Source organism: Synechococcus sp. KORDI-49 (assembly GCF_000737575.1).
GTDB lineage: Bacteria > Cyanobacteriota > Cyanobacteriia > PCC-6307 > Cyanobiaceae > Parasynechococcus.
Genome location: NZ_CP006270.1, coordinates 2,012,737 through 2,033,115, shown reverse-complemented (window position 1 = coordinate 2,033,115; position 20,379 = coordinate 2,012,737). Strand labels below are relative to the sequence as shown.

The window sequence follows — 20,379 nt, the reverse complement described above, 5'->3', positions numbered from 1 at the left end:
AGTCAGCGACTCAGCCGCTGTGTTCTCCCGCCGCAAGCCTTCACGCACCTGCCTTGCAGATATCGAACAGTATTTCCGTCAGCCGCCGCCGCAGTTCCTCGACCTGGAACTGGCCGTCTGCTGGGTTCTGGAATGCCTGCTCAAAGACGACAACTATCCCTCCGGACTGCTGCAGAAGCTGAACAGGGATAAGCCCCAGCTGCGGCTCTCCGAAACCGTGCTGCAACAGGCCCTCGATTTTCTCGAGCAGCAGGGTTCGATCAGCACCTACACCCAACGCTGCCCGAGCCGGGGCCGTCCACGGCGGATGCTGCATCTGCAGGCCGACGCCAGACGGGAAGCCGAACGGCTGATGGAGCCCTGGCACAGCTGGCTTGATTCCCACAGCCTGGTGCTCTCCTGATTCCAGGAAGTGCGGAGCACCTGAGTAGGGTTTCAGCGAATTCAGGCCCACCATGCCGCCGGGCTTCCAATCAACACTTCTGCTCACGGTGCTCCTGGCCATCGGCCTGGTGTTTTTCCTCCGGGCGGCCAGCAAGGATCGAACCACGGTGGTGGACATCCAGTCCCCCAGGCCTCCGCTGGAAGTGCTTGAGGGGCTCAGTCACTGGTTGGAAGCCCGTGGATGGAACCGGGATGGCGGAGACGCTGAACGCCAGCTGCTGCGCTTCAGCGGCGAGGTCTCCGCGAGCCGCCCACTAGCCGTGCTCCTCTCGCTGCTGGCGGCCACAGGAGCCGGCAGCTTCGCTCTCGTCCTCCGTCAGCTGGCGCCCGGGCTTCATGCCTGGCCTCTGCTTCTGATCGCCCTCGGCCCTCTGGCCGGTGTGATCTACATCCGACGGGCAGCCCGCACCGAACAGCTTGAACTGCGGCTGCTGGAGGAAACGTCTCAAGGGGGCAGTGCCCTGCGCCTGCGGGCCCACCGCGACGAGCTGATCGCCATCGAGCAGGAGCTGGCAGGCCCGCTTGAACTGGCCAGCGATGGATCCCTGCTGTCCTCTCCGATCTGACTTCAAACCGATGCCTCTCCCGGGTTGGATGTGCCGTCGCCGCACGTCCGTGAGCTTTGCCGTCACGACGCTGTCCCTGGCCGCACTTGTTCTGGCCAACGCCGGGGAAGGCCCCCTGCAGCCGAAGGATTCAGGGCAGCAGAACCTGACGGTTGCCGGTCGCAACTGGTTACCGGATCCGCCTGCGGCAGAGACGCCCTCCCCTGCTGCGGTCAAGGGAAACTGCCCCAGGCCGTCGGATCCCGATCCCTTGCTCGGAGCCCGAACCCGGATGCCGGGGAGCTGGCGGGGCCTCGATCCGGTGAGCCAGGATCTGCCGATCGTTGTGATGGCCGGCCATGCCGACTCCCAGGCCATGGACGGAGCAGGGACTCCGGGATACGCGGTGGATGTTCTCAAGCAGGCGCCCATGGACGCCCGCATGCGGGACGAACTGTTCTGGAATTTCAAGGTGCAGGACGCTGTCGTGCGTCTCGGCCAGGCACGTGGGCTGAACATCAGCGGTTACACCCCACCGTCTCTGACCATCCGCAACCATGCGAACCCTGCCACCAACTGGTCCCAGGCGAAACGACGTTCAGCCCGAGGGGAGTACGTCCTGGAGATCCACTTCGACGCCTACAGCCCCTATGGCTTCGGTTCCGGCCTGATCCCGGCTGTCAACCGCCGGCTCAACACTGTGGATGAAAGCCTGGCGGAAGCGTTCGGCCGCTTCCCACGCCTGTTCCGGGGTGGGCTCGGAGGACCGCGCCGCGGGATCGGCATCCTTGAGATCGGCATGCTTCAGGGCGCTCTCGAGCAGGGCCTCAGGGATCCCGCACGGCGCGATCAGACCGTGGAATGCCTCGCTCTGCGCGTCGTCGATGCCCTGGAACGGGGAGTCGGACGCGGCTGAGCGTCAGGACACCGCCTGGTGGGGACGGCAACGATCCTCGAGTGAGGCATCACCCAGCCAGTCCTGAGGCTTGGTGAACACCTCAGTGAGCAGAGCCTCTCTGGACCCGGCCTCGGCCTTGAAGCCGTACTCCCAACGCACCAGGGGCGGCAGGGACATGAGGATGGATTCCGTACGGCCATTGGTCTGCAGACCGAAGATCGTGCCGCGGTCCCAGACCAGATTGAATTCCACGTAGCGACCCCGGCGGTAGAGCTGGAAGTCGCGTTCCCGATCGCCGTAGGTCAACGGCTGACGTTTTTCGACAATCGGGGAATAGGAGGGGAGAAAAGCGCGTCCACAGGCTTGCCCGAGGGAGAACAGCTGCTCCCAGCCCAGCGGACAGGATCCCAGCTGCGAGGAGATGGCCGCGGCCGGACCGCCCTTGTCCTGGCCCTTGTAGAGCAGTCCGTTGGAGTCCTGATAGTCGTAGAAAATGCCGCCGACCCCCCGGGTCTCATCGCGATGCTTCAGGAAGAAGTACTCATCGCACCAGGGCTTGAACACCTTGTGCAGATCCGGATGCACCGAATCACAGGCCGCCTGATGGGTGCGATGGAAATGACGGGCGTCGTCGAGGAACGGGTAATAGGGCGTCAGATCAGCACCGCCACCGAACCACCACACCGGGCCGGCCTCGAAGTAGCGGTAGTTGAGGTGAACCGTTGGGATGTAGGGATTCCGGGGATGCAGAACCATGGAGGTTCCGGTGGCGAACCAGGGATGCCCTTCGGCTTCGGGCCTCTGCTTGAGGATCGAGGGAGGAAGCTGGTCTCCCTGCACCTCGGAGAAGTTCACGCCTCCCTGCTCGAACACGCGTCCCTCACGCATCACCCGGGACCGGCCCCCTCCGCCCTCAGGACGCACCCACGACTCCTCGACGAAACGCCCCTCTCCATCGAGGGCCTCCAGGCCGGCGCAGATCTCGTCCTGGAGGCCGATCACCATGGATCTGGCCCGGTCGCGGGAATCGGCAGGCGGACGCTCCAGCGCAGCCTGCGGGGCTCCAGACGCCGGACTCCCGGAACGACCGAGAACGCGTTGAAGCAGGCTGCGGACCATGGAAGTGACGGGTTCGGATCTGTGAACCTAAACAGCCCGGGTGAGGCCCCGACAAGATCCCGACAGGGACTGTCACGCAAGGCCACCCCTAGGATCCGCTCGCATCAGCTCTGAACATGGTCACGGCGGAGCAGGCGGTCAGCTGCCTGGAACAGGTGAAGGATGCCGGCAGCGGCCGACCGGTCATGGAGCTCGGCTGGATCGATCAGGTGCGCGTCGCGCCTCCACGGGTGGTGTTCCGGTTGATGCTGCCTGGATTCGCCCAGAGTCAGCGGGAGCGGATTGCCGACGAAGCGCGCACTCTGCTCACCCAGCTCGACGGCATCGAAGAGGTTCAGATCGAAGTGGGACAGCCCCCCAGCCAGGGGGGGATCGGCCAGGCCGGACATGGTCAGCCGGCGGAGCGTCAGCCGATTCCAGGCGTGCGGCAGGTGATCGCCGTGAGCAGCGGCAAAGGCGGTGTCGGCAAGAGCACCGTTGCGGTGAACCTCGCCTGCGCCCTGGCCCAGCAGGGACATCGCGTGGGACTGCTCGACGCCGACATCTACGGCCCCAACGTACCCACCATGCTGGGGGTGGCGGACTGCACCCCGGAGGTGCAAGGCAGCGGTGATCAGCAGCGCATCATCCCGATCGAAAGCTGCGGCGTGGCCATGGTGTCGATGGGGCTTCTGATCGACGAGCACCAACCCGTCATCTGGCGGGGTCCGATGCTGAACGGAATCATCCGACAGTTTCTCTATCAGGCCGAGTGGGGGGAACGGGACGTCCTGGTGGTGGATCTGCCCCCCGGAACGGGCGATGCCCAGCTGTCTCTGGCACAGGCCGTGCCCATGGCGGGCGTTGTGATCGTGACCACGCCGCAGCAGGTCTCTCTGCAGGATGCCCGCCGGGGTCTGGCGATGTTCCGCCAGCTGGGAATCCCCGTGCTTGGCGTGGCCGAGAACATGACCGCCTTCATCCCTCCGGATCTGCCCGACCGCCGCTACGCCCTGTTCGGCAGTGGCGGTGGGGCCACCCTCGCTCAGGACTACGACGTGCCACTGCTGGCTCAGATCCCGATGGAGATGCCACTGCAGGAAGCAGGCGATGCCGGCCGGCCGATCGTGACCAGCCGACCTGATTCCACCAGTGCCCAGGAGTTCCGACAGCTGGCCGAAGCTGTGTTCCATGCGGCCTCCCTGGCGGACACGGTGGGGCAGCCGACCTGAGGATGTTCAGCACCAGCCGCGGCCGACGGGGGAGACAGCGGGAATGGGTGCTCTGGGGTGTTCCCCTGGCGATGGTGGCGGTCGCGGGCGTTCTGATCGCCAGCACGCAGCGTCAGGCTGACTATGCGAACTGGTATCAGCACTGGGTCACAGCAGCCGTGGGCACGGTGATCGCGCTCATGCTCGAGAGGCTTCCCCTCAGCCGGCTGCGACCTCTGCTGATTCCGATCTACATCCTCACCGTGGCCAGCCTTGTGGCGGTGCGGCTGATCGGCACCACCGCCCTCGGAGCTCAGCGCTGGATCAGCATCGCAGGGGTGCATGTGCAGCCCTCGGAGTTCGCCAAGATCGCCGCCATCCTGCTGGTGGCCGCCGTGCTGGCCCGTCACCCCGTGGAACGACCGGTGGATCTCCTGCGACCACTCGGTGTGATCTCCGTCCCCTGGCTGCTGGTGTTCATCCAGCCGGACCTGGGCACCTCTCTGGTCTTCGGCGCTCTGATGCTGACCATGCTGTATTGGTCCGGCATGCCGTTCGAGTGGCTGGTGCTGCTGCTCTCACCGCTGATCACAGCCCTGCTCTCCGGGCTGCTGCCCTGGGCCATGGCGGCATGGATTCCCCTGATGGGAGTGCTGGCCTACTCGGCTCTGCCCTGGAAGCGGCTGGCAGCCCTGATCACCGTGACCATCCACGGAGCCATGGCAGCGGTCACCCCATGGCTCTGGATGCATGGCCTCAAGGACTATCAACGCGATCGTCTGGTGCTCTTCCTCGATCCCGCCAAGGATCCACTCGGCGGCGGTTATCACCTTCTGCAGAGCACCGTGGGGATCGGTTCGGGAGGACTCTTCGGCAGTGGCTTCCTCCAGGGGCAACTGACCAAGCTGCGCTTCATCCCTGAACAGCACACCGACTTCATCTTCAGCGCTCTCGGTGAGGAGACCGGATTCATCGGCTGTCTGCTGGTGGTGATCGGATTCGCGCTGCTGATGGCCCGGATGCTGCAGGTGGCCCGCGCCGCGCGCACCGATTTCGAAGCCCTCGTGGTGATCGGCATCGGCACCATGGTGATGTTCCAGGTCGTGGTCAACATCTTCATGACCATCGGTCTCGGGCCTGTCACAGGGATCCCTCTTCCATTTCTCAGCTACGGACGCTCAGCGATGGTGGTGAACTTCATCGCCCTCGGCCTCAGCCTCTCCGTTCTGAGACAGAGCCGATCGACGTCGGCAGGTCACTGGTGAGCGGAACCAGCTTCAACGACCTGCGCCGGCTTCTGGCCAGGGACCAGGTTCACGGCACCTGTGATGAAACCGGCGTCCGGCGGCTCTGGTGGGCCGCCCTGGAAACGCTGCAGCAGGAACTGCTCAGCAACGGACGTTCTGGCGGTCTGTGGCTGGCCGCACCACTGCCGGCGCTGTATGAGCCGGAGCTGCTGCGCCACCTGAATGGATGGGTCTGGGCTCCGGAGAGCCTCGACCGTCTCGCACCGGGTCAGACGGCGCTTCCGGCCGCCGGTCGGGAGGCGTCGTTCGAGCAGGGCTCGCACTTCCAGCGACTGCCGCTTCAGGACAGCGATGGACAGGATCCGTTCCTGCTGGTCATCACGCCGACGCTGCAGCTGGCCCTGGCGCTGATCGGAGATCCCGGACAGCGTCAGCTGCTGATGCGCAGTGATCCGGAGACCCTCTCCGACGCGCTCGCACTGCTGGGCCATCGTTTGCAGCAGGAGCACCCGCTGCAAGCGGAGACACTCGCCGAGAAACTGGCCGACCTCGGGCCGCTGCACAGTGATGACGAGCTGCAGCAGCGCTTCTGGCCGAGACTCGCCGAGCGGCTGGCCACCACGGCACCGAGCCTCACCCTGCAGACCTCATCACCGCAGGCCTCATCACCGCAGGCTGTGCCGGACGCCAGCGACCGGGAGGATGACCTCAGCCTGCTGGAGGCTCTGACCCATGAAGTGCGCACCCCACTGGCGACGATCCGAACGCTGATCCGCTCCCTGCTGCGTCGCAGGGATCTGCCCTCGATCGTTCAGGGCCGTCTGCGCCAGATCGATGTGGAGTGCAGTGAACAGATCGACCGCTTCGGACTGATTTTCCACGCCGCCGAACTGCAGCGTCAGCCGCAGGAAACCAGCCTGGCCAGAACCGACCTTGAGACGATCCTGCGATCCCTGGCTCCGGGCTGGGGTGATCAGCTGGAGCGCCGGGGCATTGGCCTGGTGCTTGATCTGGAGGCTGACCTGCCTCCTGTTCTGAGTGATCCCCGGCGGCTGGAGCCGATGCTCGGAGGCCTGATCGATCGCAGCGGTCGAGGACTGCCGGCGGGAAGTCAGCTGATCCTGCTTCTGCGGGCAGCCGGAGCTCGCCTCAAGCTGCAACTGCTTGTGGAATCAAGCGATCAGTCGCCTCCCGGCTCTGAGGGGAGTGCAGCGGACGGTGACACGACTGAGCAGGTCGGCCCCGTGCTCAGCTGGGATCCGACCACAGGAAGCCTGCAACTGAGCCAGCAGGCCACCCGACAGCTGCTGGCCAGCCTCGGAGGTAGATACCACGCTCGCCGCGAACGGGAGCTGACGGTGTTCTTTCCAGTGGCCGAGGAGAGCGGCTGAAGCCTCCGGGATCCCTTTGTTGACTGGTGTGAAGGTTGCTGTCCCAGCGCGGATCCTGGCCTGCTCACAGTGCTACTTTCCAGCCGTATCGGCCCGTCTGGAGTCCTGCAGCCAATGACAGCATCGGCGTTGAACGGTCAACTTCCACAGAACATCGGCAGCACCGGCGGTCTGCTGAATTCCGCTGAGACCGAAGAGAAATACGCAATCACCTGGACCAGCAGCATCGCTCAGGTCTTCGAGCTGCCCACCGGCGGTGCCGCGACGATGAACGCCGGCGAAAACCTGATGTATTTCGCGCGCAAGGAGCAGTGCCTTGCCCTCGGCACTCAGCTGCGGACCAAGTTCAAGCCCCGGATCGAGGACTACAAGATCTACCGGATCTTCCCCGGTGGAGACACCGAGTTCCTGCATCCCAAGGACGGCGTCTTCTCCGAGAAGGTGAACGAGGGTCGCGCCATGGTCGGTCACAACCCTCGCCGGATCGGCCAGAACACCAACCCTGCCAACATCAAGTTCAGCGGTCGCAACACCTACGACGCCTGATCGCGTCCCGACGGCAGAGCCGTCGCCCGGAGGGATCCCCCTTCGGGCAGGTGCTGCGAGGATGCGCTCATGTTCAGTCCTGATCGCGCCGCCTTTCAAAAGGCCGCAGACTCCGGCGCCAATCTGATTCCACTGGCCCAGAGCTGGCCAGCGGACCTGGAGACCCCCCTCACCACCTGGATCAAGGTGGGAGCAGGTCGTCCCCCCGGAGTGCTGCTCGAATCCGTGGAAGGTGGTGAAACACTGGGCCGCTGGAGTGTGATCGCCTGCGATCCGTTGTGGACAGCATCCGCCCGCGGTGACCGTCTGACCCGTCGGTGGCGTGATGGAGCGTCAGATGTCCATCAGGGCAATCCCTTTGACGGCTTGCGTCACTGCCTGTCTCCGTACCGGTGCGCGAATCTGCCTGGGCTGCCTCCACTGGGACAGCTTTACGGCATGTGGGGCTACGAGCTGATCCACTGGATTGAGCCCACCGTTCCGATTCATCCGCAGGACGACACCGCACCAGCGGATGGCATCTGGATGCTGATGGACGGCATCTTGATCTTCGATCAGGTCAAACGTCTGATCACGGCGGTGGCCTATGGCGACCTCAGCGGCGGCTGCGACGTGGAGGCCGCCTGGCAGTCAGCTCTGGCGCGCATCGCCGACCTGCGACGCCGCATGGATGCCCCCCTGCCGGCGGTCGCACCTCTCCAGTGGAGCCCGAACGCGGATGTGCTGCCGGACGTGAGCAGCAATCGCAATCGGAGCGACTTCGAAGCGGCGGTGGAATCCGCACGGGAGCACATCGCCGCGGGGGACGTGTTCCAACTGGTTCTCAGTCAGAGGCTGGAGGCATCGGTCCCCCAGTCCCCCCTGGAGCTGTACAGGAGCCTGCGGATGGTGAATCCGTCTCCCTACATGGCTTTTTTCGATTTCGGAGACTGGCAGCTGATCGGGTCCAGCCCGGAGGTGATGGTGCAGGCGGAACCAGCGGCGGATGGGATCCACGCCAGCCTGCGGCCGATCGCCGGCACGCGTCCCAGAGGACGGAACCCGCTGGAGGACAGGGAACTGGAGGTGGAACTGCTGGCAGACCCCAAGGAACGTGCCGAACACGTGATGCTGGTGGATCTCGGCCGAAATGACCTGGGACGGGTCTGTCAACCGGGAAGCGTCACCGTCAAGGATCTGATGGTGATCGAGCGCTACTCCCACGTGATGCACATCGTCAGTCAGGTGGAGGGGCGCCTGTCACCTGAGCACGATGTGTGGGACCTGCTGATGGCCGCCTTCCCGGCCGGAACCGTGAGCGGGGCCCCGAAGATCCGGGCGATGCAGCTGATCAACGATCTCGAACCGGATGCGCGCGGTCCGTATTCCGGGGTCTATGGCTCGGTGGATCTTGCCGGCGCCCTGAACACCGCCATCACGATCCGCACGATGGTTGTGCGCCCCGGCGAACAGGGCGGCTGCCGGGTGAGCGTGCAGGCGGGGGCTGGTGTGGTCGCTGATTCGAAACCCGCGGCGGAGTATGAGGAGACACTCAACAAAGCCCGCGGCATGCTCACAGCGCTGGCCTGCCTGAATCCGCTCCCGTCATGAGCGATTCACTGCTGCTCAAAGGCTTCGAGGTGGAACTGTTCACCGGCCGCCCGAACGGTGAAAACGTCGGTGTCGCCACTGAGGTGGTGCGGGACCTTCCTGATTTCGTCACGGAGCCGGATCAGCGGAATCTGGAATACACAACAGCGCCGATCGCGGACTACGCGCTTCTGACGGAGGCGCTGCTCGCCCCCCGAAGGATCCTGCGCACCTGGCTCGCCGAGCGTGGACTGACGCTGCTCCCAGGCAGCACCCTCAGCCTCGGGGACCCCAGCCGTTTTGAGCGCTCCGATCCGGAGAACCCGTATCACGCTCTGATCGAGAACAGCTACGGCACCCGGGTGGTGACCGCCAGCATCCACATCAATCTCGGACTCACTGACCCTCAACTGTTGTTCGCAGCCCTGCGGCTGGTGCGCTGTGAAGCCGCCCTGCTGCTGGCCCTCAGCGCGAGTTCACCGTTCCTGGGAGGTCAGCTCTGTGATCACCACTCCCAGCGCTGGCAGCAGTTCCCTCTCACGCCCGGCAAGGTGCCCCTGTTCCTTGATCACGACCACTACAAGCAGTGGGTGGAAGAGCAACTGGCCATCGGATCGATGCGCAACGAGCGACACCTGTGGACCTCCGTACGCCCCAATGGCCCCCGACGGCCCTACGACCTCAATCGGCTCGAACTGCGCATCTGCGACCTGGTCACCGATCCGGCCGAACTGCTGGCGATCACCACCCTTCTGGAACTGCGGGTGCTCAGCCTGGCGAGGCACCCCGAGCAGCTTGATCCACTGCAGAGCAGCAGCCTGAGCCCCGATGAACTGGCGGAGCTCGCCGATGGCAACGATGCTGCGGCGGCGCAGCTCAGCCTCGATGCGGATCTGCACCACTGGAGGGATGGGGCTCCTGTGCTGTGCCGCCGCTGGATACAGGACCTGATTGAAAGCATCACCCCCCTCGCCGAAGAGCTCGGACTGCACCAGCGACTGCTGCCGCTCGAGGGTCTCCTGGCGAGCGGGAATCAGGCGATGCGCTGGCGTGAGGCCCATGCCCGCGGCAGCTCGATCGCTGATCTGCTGCGTGCCGGCAGTGATGCCATGGAGCACCAGGAGCAGCTGCTCCACGAACCGAGCCCCGCTTTGGGATGATCATGGCCAGTCACCCGTCCAGCGGAGCTTCGATGCCCCAGTCCACCGCCCAAGCTCCCGACGGCGAACAGCCCAGGGCCAGCGGTGGAGGCCAAGGAGCTGGCCGCCTGCTGCAGAACCGCCTTGAGCTGGTGGAGGACCTCTGGCAGACCGTGCTGCGCAGTGAGTGCCCGCCGGAGCAGAGCGAAAGACTGCTGCGTCTCAAGCAGCTCAGTGATCCCGTGGCCCTGGAAGGTCGGGACGGGGAGAGCACCAGCGAAGCGGTCGTCGAGCTGATCCGGGCGATGGACCTCTCCGAGGCGATCGCCGCGGCCCGGGCTTTCTCGCTCTATTTCCAGCTGATCAACATCCTCGAGCAGCGCATCGAAGAGGACAGCTACCTCGACAGCCTCAGGCCCAGCTGGAGCCAGCAACCCGATGCGGGTGATCACTTCGATCCCTTCGCACCACCCCTGGCCAGCCAGACCGATCCGGCCACCTTCGGCGAAGTGTTCGAGCGGCTCCGCCGGATGAACGTCCCACCCGGCCAGGTGGAGAACCTGCTGCAGGAACTCGACATTCGGCTGGTGTTCACCGCTCACCCCACCGAGATCGTTCGCCACACCGTTCGTCACAAGCAGAGGCGTGTGGCCCATTTGCTGCAGCGGCTGCAGTCGGACCTGCCGATCGCCCGTCAGGACGAGGAGAATCTGCGGCGCCAGCTGGAGGAAGAGATCCGGCTGTGGTGGCGCACCGACGAGCTGCATCAGTTCAAGCCGACGGTTCTGGATGAGGTGGACTCAACCCTCCACTACTTCCAGCAGGTGCTGTTCGCGGCGATGCCTCAGCTGCGGCGACGACTCACGTCTGCTCTGAGCCGCCACTACCCGGATGTGCAGTTCCCCCAGGCATCGTTCTGCACCTTCGGCTCCTGGGTTGGATCGGACCGGGACGGCAACCCTTCGGTGACCCCGGAGATCACCTGGCGCACCGCTTGCTACCAGCGCCAGCTGATGCTCGAGCTCTACATCGGCTCGGTTCAGGCGCTGCGCAATCAGCTCAGCATCTCGATGCAGTGGAGTCAGGTGGCGCCTCAGCTGCTCGAATCGCTGGAAATGGACCGGCTTCGCTTCCCGGAGGTGTACGAGGAACGGGCGGCCCGCTACCGCCTGGAGCCGTACCGGTTGAAGCTGAGCTACATCCTCGAGCGCCTGGAACTCACGCTGGTGCGCAACAACCAGCTCTCGGAAGCGGGCTGGCAGACCCCGCAGGAAAGCCCTGCCCAGGCTCAGGACGGTCTACAGGGCAATGAGGCCCTTCACTACACCTCGATCGATCAGTTCCGGAGCGACCTTGAACTGATCCGCAACAGCCTGGTCTCTACAGAGCTGAGCTGCGAACCCCTGGACACCCTTCTGCACCAGGTGCACATCTTCGGGTTCTCGCTCGCCAGCCTTGATATCCGTCAGGAAAGCACCCGTCACAGCGATGCGATCGATGAGCTGACCCGCTACCTCCAGCTGCCCAAGGCCTATGGCGCCATGGAGGAAAACGAACGGTTCTCCTGGCTGCTTCAGGAACTGCAGACGCGTCGCCCGCTGATCCCCGCCGCGGTGGAGTGGTCGGAGCCCACGGCCCAGACGATCGCGGTGTTCCGCATGCTGCATCGCCTCCAGCAGGAGTTCGGGCAACGGATCTGCCACTCCTACGTGATCTCGATGAGCCACACGGGCTCCGATCTGCTGGAGGTGATGCTGCTGGCGAAGGAGACCGGCCTGGTGGATCTGCAGGCGCAGCAGGCTTCCCTTCTGGTGGTGCCGTTGTTCGAGACGGTGGAGGATCTGCAGAAGGCCCCCGCTGTGATGGAGAGCCTGTTTCAGACCAGCCAATACCGCGAACTGCTGCCCGCGGTCGGCGTCCAGGGACAGCCGCTGCAGGAACTGATGCTCGGCTATTCCGACAGCAACAAGGATTCAGGCTTCCTCTCGAGCAACTGGGAGATCCATCAGGCCCAGATCGCCCTCCAGGAGCTGGCCAGTCGCCATGGTGTGGCCCTTCGGCTCTTCCACGGCCGTGGCGGATCGGTGAGTCGCGGCGGTGGACCGGCTTATCAGGCCATCCTTGCCCAACCGAGCGGCACGCTTCAGGGACGGATCAAGATCACCGAGCAGGGCGAGGTGCTCAATTCCAAGTACAGCCTGCCGGAGCTGGCCCTCTACAACCTCGAAACCGTCACCACCGCTGTGGTGCAGAACAGCCTGGTCACCAACCAGCTGGATGCGACACCCAGCTGGAATCAGCTGATGAGCCGTGTCGCGACCCGCTCCAGGGAGCATTACCGGGCTCTGGTGCATGACAACCCGGATCTGGTCGCCTTCTTCCAGCAGGTCACTCCGATCGAGGAGATCAGCAAACTTCAGATCTCCAGCCGCCCGGCCCGCCGTAAGAGCGGAGCGCGCGATCTCTCCAGCCTGCGAGCCATCCCCTGGGTCTTCGGCTGGACCCAGAGCCGGTTCCTGCTGCCCAGCTGGTACGGCGTGGGAACGGCTCTCGCCGCCGAGGTGGATTCCGATGCTGAGCAGCTCGATTTGCTGCGTCGCCTGCATCAGCGCTGGCCCTTCTTCCGGATGCTGGTCTCCAAGGTGGAGATGACCCTCTCCAAGGTGGATCTGGACCTTGCTCATCACTACATGACCAGCCTGGGCAATCCGGAGCAGAGGGAGGCCTTCGAAGCGATCTTCCAGTCGATCGCGGATGAATACGCCCTCACACTGAGGCTGGTGCTGGAGATCACAGGGCAGCAACGCCTGCTCGGAGCCGATCAGGCGTTGCAGCTGTCCGTCGACCTTCGCAACCGCACGATCGTGCCCCTCGGCTTCCTGCAGGTGGCCCTGCTGAAGCGCCTCCGCGATCAGAACCGTCAACCACCCATCAGCGAGGCACCTGGAGTGCCGGAGGACCGGCGCACCTACAGCCGCAGTGAGCTGCTCCGCGGTGCTCTGCTGACCCTCAACGGCATCGCCGCCGGCATGCGCAACACAGGCTGAGTCTCCTTGCTTCCGTTCTTCCAGCAGTCCTCAACCCCCCAGCTTCCGACCGGATACCGGCTGGAAACTGTTGAGCCTCCCTCTGCTGCTGCGATCAACCAGCTGCTGGCCTCCTGCCAGGAGAGCACCCATGCCGAAGCTCTCTGGCCGCAGGCTCTCGCCCGCAGCCTCTGGCATCTGAGCATTCTCGAGGAATCCAGCGGTGAGCTTGTCGGCTTCGTGCGGGCCACAAGCGATCTCGCCCTCAACGCCAACCTCTGGAATCTCTCGGCGCGGCCTGGCCCGGACCAGGGGGTGTTGCTGACCGTGCTGGTGCACCGAGCCCTGCACATCCTCCGCAGGGATCTGCCTGGATGCAGCCTTTCGGTGTCCGCCTCGTCGATGGCGATCGAGTCGCTTCAGTCGTGCGGTTTTGTGATCGACCCGAGTGGAATCCGAGCCATGGGCCTGAGGCTTCAATCACCTCAGACCTGATATGAACACGAGCATGGAGGGATTCGAACCCCCGACCCTCAGAACCGGAATCTGATGCTCTATCCAGCTGAGCTACATGCCCACTGAACGGCCTGAGCCGCAGCAGGAGAACGACCCGGAGGCCGCTCCATTCCAGGTACCTTACCCACAGACCGCTCCCGGACCCATCCGGCTCCACAAGCTCCATCTGCAGGGGTTCCGGAACCACACGGCGCTGCAGCTGGAGCTGAACCAGCCGCGGCTGCTGGTGATCGGCCCGAACGGCATCGGGAAGTCCAATCTTCTGGAGGCGGTCGAACTGCTCGGGAGCCTGCGCTCCCATCGCTGCAGCAGTGACCGTGACCTGATCCAGTGGAACGCCTCGAGAGGAGTGCTGCGGGCGGAGGTGGGAGACGGTGATCGCTTGGAGCTGGAACTGCGGCGCAGCGGAGGACGCCTGGCCCGCCGCAACGGCAAAGTGCTCGACCGGCAGCTGGATCTGATCGGCCCCATGCGCTGCATCGGATTCAGTGCGCTGGATCTCGATCTGGTGCGGGGTGAACCGGCCCTGCGACGGCAGTGGCTGGATCGGGTCGTGCTGCAGCTCGAACCCGTTTATGCGGAGCTGATCAGCCGTTACGGCCGTCTGCTGCGGCAGCGGAGCCAGCTCTGGCGCCAACGCAGCAACCGCGACAGGACAGGACTGGAGGCACTACTGGATGCCTTCGACATTCAGATGGCGCTGGTGAGCACCCGCATTCACCGGCGCAGGCTGCGGGCCCTGCGGCGTCTGGAACCGATCGCCTGTCGCTGGCAGAGCCATCTCAGTGCCGGCAGCGAACAACTGCATCTCAGTTACCAGCCCGGCAGCCGACTGGACGAGGAGGAAGCGGAGGAACCCTGGCGCCTGTCGATCGAGGAGCAACTCCGGCAGCAGCGGGAGGAGGAGGAGCGGCTGGGCAGCTGCCGGGTCGGCCCCCACCGCGATGAAGTCGCGCTGCTGCTCGGCGACAGCCCCGCTCGTCGCTTCGGCTCAGCAGGACAGCAGCGATCGCTTGTGCTGGCCCTCAAACTGGCGGAGCTTGAGCTGGTCACCGATCTGTGCGGGGAACCCCCGCTTCTGCTGCTGGATGACGTCCTGGCGGAACTCGATCCCCAGCGTCAGCGCCTTCTGCTGGAGGCGGTCGGCTGCCATCACCAGTGCCTGATCAGCGCCACGCACCTCGACGGCTTCGACGGAGGCTGGCGTCAGCAGGCTCAGATCGTCGGAGAAGAAGACCTGAACAGCGCGGTTCACATCGGATAGTCTTGGCGACTCTTTTCTGAATTCCGCCTGATGGAGCAGACCCTGTCTGACCTGCATCCCAACCCGGGATGGACCGACACCAATGGCCAACCCACCGACATGGTCGGCAAACATTGCATTCTCGAGCTTTACGACTGCGACAAGAGTCGGCTCGACGATGAAGCATTCCTGAGAACCACCATCACAACCGCAGCGAAACGTGCTGGTGCAACCCTTCTCAATCTCATCACCCATCGATTCGAGCCCCAGGGTGTGACGGGCCTTGCCCTCCTGGCTGAATCCCATATCTCCATCCACACCTGGCCGGAGACCGGCTACGCCGCCGTCGATGTCTTCACCTGTGGTGACCACACCATGCCCGACCGGGCCTGCCAGGTGCTTCGCGAGAAATTGCAGGCCGGCAGCCATGCGCTCAAGAGCTTCCTGCGAGAGACGCCATCCGCTGTGGCGACGGATCTGAGGACTCCCATCGGGCTCAACCGCTGACGGGAACCCTGTTGAGCTTGCCGCTCACCAACCCCTCAAGATCCAGGCTCACCGAGGTGAATCCCAGGTTCAGCAGCGTCGGCACGAGGCTCGCTTTATCAGCCAGCCTCAGCAGATCCTGAAGACGGTCCCTGGGCACTTCAATCCGTGCCGCCAGTCCCTGACTGCGGACCCGCACGCGGGGAAACCCGTTCCTGATCAACCATGCTTCTGCATAACCCACCCGACGCAAGCGCTCGCCGGTGATGCTCTCTCCATAGGGGAATCGGGAGGCGAGGCAGGGCTGAGCTGGCTTGTCCCACCAGGGGAATCCAAGCGCGTGCGACAGACAACGGATGGCTGCCTTATCGATCCCCAGCTCCGCCAAGGGAGAACGCACCCCCGCTTCCTGAGCGGCCCTGATTCCGGGGCGATGGTCTCCCAGGTCATCGAGGTTCACCCCGTCCACCACCTGGGCAGAGCCCGCCGCCGCCGCAATCGGCTGCAGATGGCTGTGCAGTTCCCGTTTGCAGGCGAAGCAGCGATCCATCGGATTGCTGCTGTAAGCCGGGTCGTCCAGCTCCTGGGTCGCACACTCCCGATGCCGGATCCCGATCCAGCCGGCCTGCAACCGTGCCTCCTCCAGCAGATGGGGGGCCAGTGCCGGCGACACCCCGGTGACGGCAAAGGCCCGCTCGCCCAGCTGCTCGTGGGCGATGGCAGCCACCAGCGTGCTGTCGACACCGCCGGAATAAGCCACACAGAGCCCGGGTGATGGCGCCATCCAGGCGCGCAGCTGCTCCAGCAGGTCGGCCTCTCGGGTCGGTAACGGCTCCTGCAGACGGAACATCAGCTTCTCAACCCGGTCGATCTCGGTAGGCTCCAACCGTAAGAGCCGACTCCATGCCCCGAAGCATCGGGATCGTCACCGCCGCCGACAGCCGTGAACGCAGCCATGGTCAGCTGCACATCTACGACGGTGAGGGAAAGGGCAAGAGTCAGGCCGCCCTCGGTGTGGTGCTGCGGACCATCGGACTCGGGATCTGTGAGCAGCGACGGACCCGCGTTCTGTTGCTTCGGTTTCTGAAGGGTCCCGGGCGTGCCTACGACGAAGACGCCGCCATCGAAGCTCTGCAGCAGGGTTTCCCCCATCTGATCGATCATCTGCGCACCGGGCGCGCCGATCACTTCACGGCGGAAGAGGCCACGCGCTTCGACCGGGACGAAGCGGAACGCGGCTGGGTGATCGCCAAGGGGGCGATCGCCAGCGCGCTCTATTCCGTCGTGGTCCTCGATGAACTGAATCCTGTCCTGGACCTGGGACTGCTCGACATCGAGGACGTCGTGAGAACCCTCAGCAAGCGTCCCAGCGGCATGGAGGTGATCGTCACAGGACGGGCTGCACCCGCACCGCTGATCCGTGGTGCGGACCTGCACTCCGAGATGCGGGCCCACCGTCGCCCCGGGATGGAGGACGATCGGGTGATCCCGCTGAACATGAGCAGCGGCATCGAGATCTACACAGGCGAAGGGAAGGGGAAATCCACCAGCGCCCTTGGCAAGGCCCTTCAGGCGATCGGACGCGGCATCAGCCAGGACAAGAGCCACCGGGTTCTGATCCTTCAGTGGCTGAAGGGCGGCACCGGATACACCGAAGACGCCGCTATCGCCGCCCTGCGCGAAAGCTATCCGCATCTGGTGGATCATCTGCGATCCGGACGGGACGCCATCGTCTGGCGCGGCCAGCAGGAGCCGATCGACTACGTCGAAGCGGAGCGGGCCTGGGAGATCGCTCGGGCCGCCATCTCCAGCGGTCTCTACAAGACCGTCATCCTCGACGAACTGAATCCCACCGTGGATCTGGAACTGCTGCCTGTTGAGCCGATCGTGCAAACCCTGCTGCGCAAACCGGCCGAAACGGAGGTGATCATCACAGGACGATGCAAGAACCCGCCTGCCTACTTCGATCTGGCCAGTGTCCACTCCGAGATGGTGTGCCACAAGCACTACGCCGAGCAGGGAGTTGATCTGAAGCGCGGTGTCGACTACTGAGTCGGGTCAGTACCGGGCCATGGTGGGATCCACCTGCTGGGCCCAGGCATCGATGCCGCCCTCGACGTTGCTCGCAGGAATTCCCTGCTGCGACAGAACCTCCACGGCCTGCGCGGAGCGCCCACCAAGCTTGCAGTGCACGAAAACGCGGCAGCCCGCTGCGAGCGAACGCACCTGCTCCATGGCTTCACCGCTGCGAATCGTGGCGAGAGGAATCAGATGGCTGCCGGCGATGACCGCAACATCGGCTTCGGACTGATTGCGGACATCGATCAGCACCACATCCTCGGCGCCGGAATCAAGCAGCTCCTTGAGCGCGGTGACGCTGATGCTGTCCATGGGGGCAACCTCGCCGCGGCAGAACTGGCTGTAGTCAATCAGGCCCTGGACCGCCGGCCGGTCCGGATCCCTCTCCAGGCGCAGCTCCCGGAAACGCATCGACAATCCATCCACCACCAGCAAACGACCATCGAGCGGATCCCCGATGCCCGTGATCAACTTGATCGTCTCGGTCGCCTGAATCAGCCCCACCAGTCCGGGCAGCACTCCCATGACGCCGGCCTCCGCACAGGACGGCACCTCACCGGCAGGCGGCGGCTCCGGCAGCAGGTCCCGATAGTCAGGACGCCCCGGCCCACGGTTGAACACACTGACCTGGCCATCGAAGCGTTGGACGGAGCCGTAGACCAGCGGCTTGCCCAGCAGCACGCAGGCGTCATTGATCAGATACCGGGAGGGAAAGTTGTCCGTGCCATCGCAGACGACGTCATACGGACGGATCAGCTCCAGGGCGTTGTCGATGGTGAGCATGACGTCGTGGACCTCGACCCGGCAGTGGGAATTGAGATCAGCGATGCGATGAGCCGCCGAGCGGGCCTTGGACCGACCGACCCAGGCACTGCCGTGAATGACCTGCCTCTGCAGGTTTGAAACCTCCACCACATCGCCATCGACGATGCCGATCGTGCCGATTCCCGCTGCCGCCAGGTACAGCAGAAGCGGTGATCCAAGGCCGCCGCTGCCGACGCACAGCACCGACGCGCCCTTCAACCGTTCCTGCCCGGTCCTGCCGACCTCCGGCAGGATCAGATGCCTTGCGTAGCGCTGCTTCTCGTCCGCAGACAGCGCCGGATGCTCTTGAGGAGTGGTCATGGCACTTCGGGGAGCCGATCACCGCAACGAGTGTCCCAGACCTCGATCGGAACCTCCCGCACGCGGCGATCGGCAGCCAGCCACCAACCCTTCAGATCGCCATCCCCCGAGAGGATCAGCACGAGAGACCCCGGGATGCCCCAGTGCCGATCACGGGGGGAAGGTTCCGCCGAACCCCTGGGATGGGAATGGGCCACCCCCAGCACCTGCTGACGGTGTTGCCTGGCCCAGCGCTGCGCCGCCAGCTGCTCCCGCGGATCCAGGGTGAAGCGCTGATCTCGAGCGGATCGCGGCAGCCAGACATTGCAGCAGGGCCAGACCTGTTCCAGACGCCAGAAACCGCGTTGTGAACAGCTTCCGATCAACAACGCACACCCCTCATCAGGTTCTGCGGCGGACAGCGACCGACGGAGAATCGTGAGGCATCGATGATCGAAGCCCAGCATGGATGGCGAGATCGGGAACTCACCGATACGCTCTGCTGACGTTGTTGCGGATTCCGCCAATCCCATGAGTAACGCCGTCTCCGATCTGAAGGATGCCGTCACTGGCGAGACTCCGGTTGTGGACGCTGCCGCATCGGCATCCCCGGAGGACACCACCTCCTTCGCTGAGCGCTACAGCGAAGTGATCGGCAAGGTGAATGAAACCCTTGACAAGGTGGATTGGAACCAGATGGGTCGGATCGGCAAGATCGCCGGAATCTTCGCGGCCGTCATCGTTGCTCAGATCCTGATCAAGGGAATCCTCGACACGATCAATCTGCTGCCGATCGTTCCCGGTCTGCTGGAGCTGCTCGGCCTCGTGGTGGTCGGACAGTGGAGCTGGAAGAACCTCACCACCAGTGACAAGCGCAATGCCCTGGTTCAGCGCATCCAGTCCCTCCGTCAGGAATACCTGGGCTGATCAGCTCAGAGCATCCAGCGGATCAGTCCCTGCAGGCTGGCTCTCGCCTGACTGACATAGGACCCACCGAACAGATTCGCGTGGTTCAGCAGGTGATACAGGTTGTAGATCGCCACCCGGTCTGCTTCCCCTGGGCGGGGAGGCAGAACCGTCCGGTAGGCCTCCCGAAACTGCCTTGAAAACCCGCCGAACAGGCTGGTCATCGCCAGGTCGACTTCCCTGTCGGCCCACCAGGCCGCGGGGTCAAAGATCGCCCCACGACCGTCGGAGAGAACCCCGGCATTTCCGCCCCAGAGATCGCCATGCACCAGAGCAGGCTCTGCCCCGTGGTCATCCAGCCGTGCTTCCAGCTCACTGAGAACCCTGTTCAGTTGGTCGGGTGGACATCCGCAATCCCCGAGCAGGGCCAGCTGGGGGCGTAACCGAAGGTCGACGAAGCACGCTCCCCAGCGCTCTCGCCAGCCTCCGGGCTGGGGCCCGGCACCGATGAAGCCGTCGCGATCCCAGCCGAAGCGTCCGGGGGAGACACGACCGGAATGCTGATGAAGCAGCGCGAGACCGCGACCGAGCGTCTGCTGATCGGATCCCTCCAGATCCATCCACGGCATCAGCAGAACAGCGCCACCGGAGATGGACGACACCGCCAAAGGCCGTGGCACCAGCAACAGCGCCTCATCGGCATGGTCGTGCAGAGCGGCGAGTGCCTCGGCCTCGACCTCGAACAGAACGAGCGCGTCAGCGGGGCCGCTCTTGGCGAAGAGACGGCGTCCATCGGCAAGCTGAAGGCGGCTGGCCTGGTGGATGCAGCCGCCCCCGACGGGTGTCACGGCCTCGATCGTGGCTCCTGCCAGCGCCCCCCCGGGGGAGACCAGGCCCTGCAGCAGCTGCTCGTTCATCCCCGACCGAAGCC

The 20,379-nt window shown here is 64.6% G+C and carries 20 protein-coding genes and 1 tRNA gene; 15 read left to right on the top strand and 6 right to left on the bottom strand.

The genetic code is table 11. The annotated features are described in order from the left end of the window. Nucleotides 1–19 precede the first annotated feature (19 nt). The 3 genes from KR49_RS10300 to KR49_RS10290 are packed head-to-tail and all read left to right on the top strand — an operon-like array spanning nt 20 to nt 1,905. Nucleotides 20–403, top strand: coding sequence for a helix-turn-helix transcriptional regulator (locus KR49_RS10300; RefSeq protein ID WP_043694995.1), 384 nt, complete (start codon nt 20–22; stop codon nt 401–403). Between the two features lie 52 nt (nt 404–455). Next, nucleotides 456–1,010 carry a cofactor assembly of complex C subunit B gene (locus KR49_RS10295; protein ID WP_043694992.1) on the top strand — a complete coding sequence of 185 codons (555 nt, stop codon included), beginning with the start codon at nt 456–458 and terminating at the stop codon, nt 1,008–1,010. Between the two features lie 10 nt (nt 1,011–1,020). After that, a complete protein-coding gene (locus KR49_RS10290; RefSeq protein ID WP_043697321.1) occupies nt 1,021–1,905 on the top strand; it encodes a hypothetical protein in 885 nt (294 codons plus the stop codon). Nucleotides 1,906–1,908: 3 nt separating this feature from the next. On the opposite strand, the gene hemF is transcribed toward KR49_RS10290, so the two are convergent. After that, nucleotides 1,909–3,006: an oxygen-dependent coproporphyrinogen oxidase gene (gene hemF / locus KR49_RS10285; RefSeq protein ID WP_043694990.1), complete on the bottom strand. Its 1,098-nt coding sequence runs from the start codon at nt 3,004–3,006 to the stop codon at nt 1,909–1,911. Nucleotides 3,007–3,122: 116 nt separating this feature from the next. On the opposite strand from hemF, the gene KR49_RS10280 reads away from it, so the two are divergent. The 8 genes from KR49_RS10280 (at nt 3,123) to KR49_RS10245 (ending at nt 13,609) form a co-directional block, all read left to right on the top strand. Next, nucleotides 3,123–4,217: an Mrp/NBP35 family ATP-binding protein gene (locus KR49_RS10280; RefSeq protein ID WP_043694987.1), complete on the top strand. Its 1,095-nt coding sequence runs from the start codon at nt 3,123–3,125 to the stop codon at nt 4,215–4,217. Between the two features lie 2 nt (nt 4,218–4,219). Beyond that, a complete protein-coding gene (gene rodA / locus KR49_RS10275; RefSeq protein ID WP_043694985.1) occupies nt 4,220–5,461 on the top strand; it encodes a rod shape-determining protein RodA in 1,242 nt (413 codons plus the stop codon). Continuing rightward, the gene (locus KR49_RS10270; protein ID WP_043694982.1) at nt 5,458–6,834 is read left to right on the top strand and encodes a sensor histidine kinase KdpD; all 1,377 of its coding nucleotides are present in this window, start codon (nt 5,458–5,460) and stop codon (nt 6,832–6,834) included. The genes rodA and KR49_RS10270 overlap by 4 nt, the downstream gene beginning before the upstream one ends. Before the next feature lie 114 nt (nt 6,835–6,948). Then, nucleotides 6,949–7,380: a photosystem I reaction center subunit II PsaD gene (locus KR49_RS10265; RefSeq protein ID WP_043694980.1), complete on the top strand. Its 432-nt coding sequence runs from the start codon at nt 6,949–6,951 to the stop codon at nt 7,378–7,380. Between the two features lie 69 nt (nt 7,381–7,449). Continuing rightward, the gene (locus tag KR49_RS10260) at nt 7,450–8,970 is read left to right on the top strand and encodes an anthranilate synthase component I family protein (RefSeq protein WP_043694977.1); all 1,521 of its coding nucleotides are present in this window, start codon (nt 7,450–7,452) and stop codon (nt 8,968–8,970) included. Then, nucleotides 8,967–10,109 (top strand): glutamate--cysteine ligase, encoded by a 1,143-nt coding sequence (gene gshA, locus KR49_RS10255; RefSeq protein ID WP_043694973.1) that lies wholly within the window; start codon nt 8,967–8,969, stop codon nt 10,107–10,109. Before KR49_RS10260 ends, gshA begins: the two co-directional genes overlap by 4 nt. Then, entirely contained in the window at nt 10,106–13,135 is a 3,030-nt protein-coding gene (gene ppc / locus KR49_RS10250) for a phosphoenolpyruvate carboxylase (RefSeq protein WP_173402144.1), read from the top strand. Before gshA ends, ppc begins: the two co-directional genes overlap by 4 nt. A gap of 6 nt (nt 13,136–13,141) precedes the next feature. Continuing rightward, a complete protein-coding gene (locus tag KR49_RS10245; protein WP_043694969.1) occupies nt 13,142–13,609 on the top strand; it encodes a hypothetical protein in 468 nt (155 codons plus the stop codon). A gap of 8 nt (nt 13,610–13,617) precedes the next feature. Here KR49_RS10245 and KR49_RS10240 read toward each other — a convergent pair. Then, nucleotides 13,618–13,691, bottom strand: a tRNA-Arg gene (locus KR49_RS10240). 105 nt (nt 13,692–13,796) lie between these two features. Between KR49_RS10240 and recF the strand changes: the two genes are divergently transcribed. Next, nucleotides 13,797–14,894 (top strand): DNA replication/repair protein RecF, encoded by a 1,098-nt coding sequence (gene recF, locus KR49_RS10235; RefSeq protein WP_253912871.1) that lies wholly within the window; start codon nt 13,797–13,799, stop codon nt 14,892–14,894. Nucleotides 14,895–14,924: 30 nt separating this feature from the next. Then, entirely contained in the window at nt 14,925–15,380 is a 456-nt protein-coding gene (gene speD, locus KR49_RS10230; RefSeq protein ID WP_043694966.1) for an adenosylmethionine decarboxylase, read from the top strand. On the opposite strand, the gene larE is transcribed toward speD, so the two are convergent. Then, on the bottom strand, nt 15,370–16,209 hold the full coding sequence (gene larE / locus KR49_RS10225; RefSeq protein ID WP_043697313.1) for an ATP-dependent sacrificial sulfur transferase LarE: 840 nt from the start codon (nt 16,207–16,209) through the stop codon (nt 15,370–15,372). The genes speD and larE overlap by 11 nt on opposite strands. Before the next feature lie 53 nt (nt 16,210–16,262). Here larE and KR49_RS10220 point away from each other — a divergent pair, with 53 nt between their 5' ends. Then, nucleotides 16,263–17,411, top strand: a complete 1,149-nt coding sequence (locus KR49_RS10220; RefSeq protein ID WP_043694963.1) for a cob(I)yrinic acid a,c-diamide adenosyltransferase — start codon at nt 16,263–16,265, stop codon at nt 17,409–17,411. Nucleotides 17,412–17,417: 6 nt separating this feature from the next. On the opposite strand, the gene moeB is transcribed toward KR49_RS10220, so the two are convergent. Both moeB and KR49_RS10210 read right to left on the bottom strand, forming a co-directional pair. Then, nucleotides 17,418–18,563, bottom strand: a complete 1,146-nt coding sequence (gene moeB, locus KR49_RS10215) for a molybdopterin-synthase adenylyltransferase MoeB (RefSeq protein WP_043694960.1) — start codon at nt 18,561–18,563, stop codon at nt 17,418–17,420. After that, nucleotides 18,560–19,009 (bottom strand): M67 family metallopeptidase, encoded by a 450-nt coding sequence (locus KR49_RS10210; protein WP_253912748.1) that lies wholly within the window; start codon nt 19,007–19,009, stop codon nt 18,560–18,562. The genes moeB and KR49_RS10210 overlap by 4 nt, the downstream gene beginning before the upstream one ends. A gap of 64 nt (nt 19,010–19,073) precedes the next feature. On the opposite strand from KR49_RS10210, the gene KR49_RS10205 reads away from it, so the two are divergent. Beyond that, nucleotides 19,074–19,469: a CAAD domain-containing protein gene (locus tag KR49_RS10205; protein ID WP_043697308.1), complete on the top strand. Its 396-nt coding sequence runs from the start codon at nt 19,074–19,076 to the stop codon at nt 19,467–19,469. A gap of 5 nt (nt 19,470–19,474) precedes the next feature. On the opposite strand, the gene KR49_RS10200 is transcribed toward KR49_RS10205, so the two are convergent. Beyond that, nucleotides 19,475–20,365 carry a fructosamine kinase family protein gene (locus KR49_RS10200; RefSeq protein WP_043694957.1) on the bottom strand — a complete coding sequence of 297 codons (891 nt, stop codon included), beginning with the start codon at nt 20,363–20,365 and terminating at the stop codon, nt 19,475–19,477. Nucleotides 20,366–20,379: the final 14 nt, after the last annotated feature.

Excerpts from the sequence above, each read along its gene's own strand:
- moeB (WP_043694960.1), bottom strand. The coding sequence starts at position 18,563 with ATGACCACTCCTCAAGAGCATCCGGCGCTGTCTGCGGACGAGAAGCAG.
- rodA (WP_043694985.1), top strand. The coding sequence starts at position 4,220 with ATGTTCAGCACCAGCCGCGGCCGACGGGGGAGACAGCGGGAATGGGTG.
- hemF (WP_043694990.1), bottom strand. The coding sequence starts at position 3,006 with ATGGTCCGCAGCCTGCTTCAACGCGTTCTCGGTCGTTCCGGGAGTCCG.
- KR49_RS10265 (WP_043694980.1), top strand. The coding sequence starts at position 6,949 with ATGACAGCATCGGCGTTGAACGGTCAACTTCCACAGAACATCGGCAGC.
- KR49_RS10200 (WP_043694957.1), bottom strand. The coding sequence starts at position 20,365 with ATGAACGAGCAGCTGCTGCAGGGCCTGGTCTCCCCCGGGGGGGCGCTG.
- ppc (WP_173402144.1), top strand. The coding sequence starts at position 10,106 with ATGATCATGGCCAGTCACCCGTCCAGCGGAGCTTCGATGCCCCAGTCC.
- KR49_RS10290 (WP_043697321.1), top strand. The coding sequence starts at position 1,021 with ATGCCTCTCCCGGGTTGGATGTGCCGTCGCCGCACGTCCGTGAGCTTT.
- larE (WP_043697313.1), bottom strand. The coding sequence starts at position 16,209 with ATGTTCCGTCTGCAGGAGCCGTTACCGACCCGAGAGGCCGACCTGCTG.
- KR49_RS10220 (WP_043694963.1), top strand. The coding sequence starts at position 16,263 with ATGCCCCGAAGCATCGGGATCGTCACCGCCGCCGACAGCCGTGAACGC.
- KR49_RS10260 (WP_043694977.1), top strand. The coding sequence starts at position 7,450 with ATGTTCAGTCCTGATCGCGCCGCCTTTCAAAAGGCCGCAGACTCCGGC.
- KR49_RS10280 (WP_043694987.1), top strand. The coding sequence starts at position 3,123 with ATGGTCACGGCGGAGCAGGCGGTCAGCTGCCTGGAACAGGTGAAGGAT.
- KR49_RS10210 (WP_253912748.1), bottom strand. The coding sequence starts at position 19,009 with ATGCTGGGCTTCGATCATCGATGCCTCACGATTCTCCGTCGGTCGCTG.
- KR49_RS10295 (WP_043694992.1), top strand. The coding sequence starts at position 456 with ATGCCGCCGGGCTTCCAATCAACACTTCTGCTCACGGTGCTCCTGGCC.
- gshA (WP_043694973.1), top strand. The coding sequence starts at position 8,967 with ATGAGCGATTCACTGCTGCTCAAAGGCTTCGAGGTGGAACTGTTCACC.
- KR49_RS10205 (WP_043697308.1), top strand. The coding sequence starts at position 19,074 with ATGAGTAACGCCGTCTCCGATCTGAAGGATGCCGTCACTGGCGAGACT.
- speD (WP_043694966.1), top strand. The coding sequence starts at position 14,925 with ATGGAGCAGACCCTGTCTGACCTGCATCCCAACCCGGGATGGACCGAC.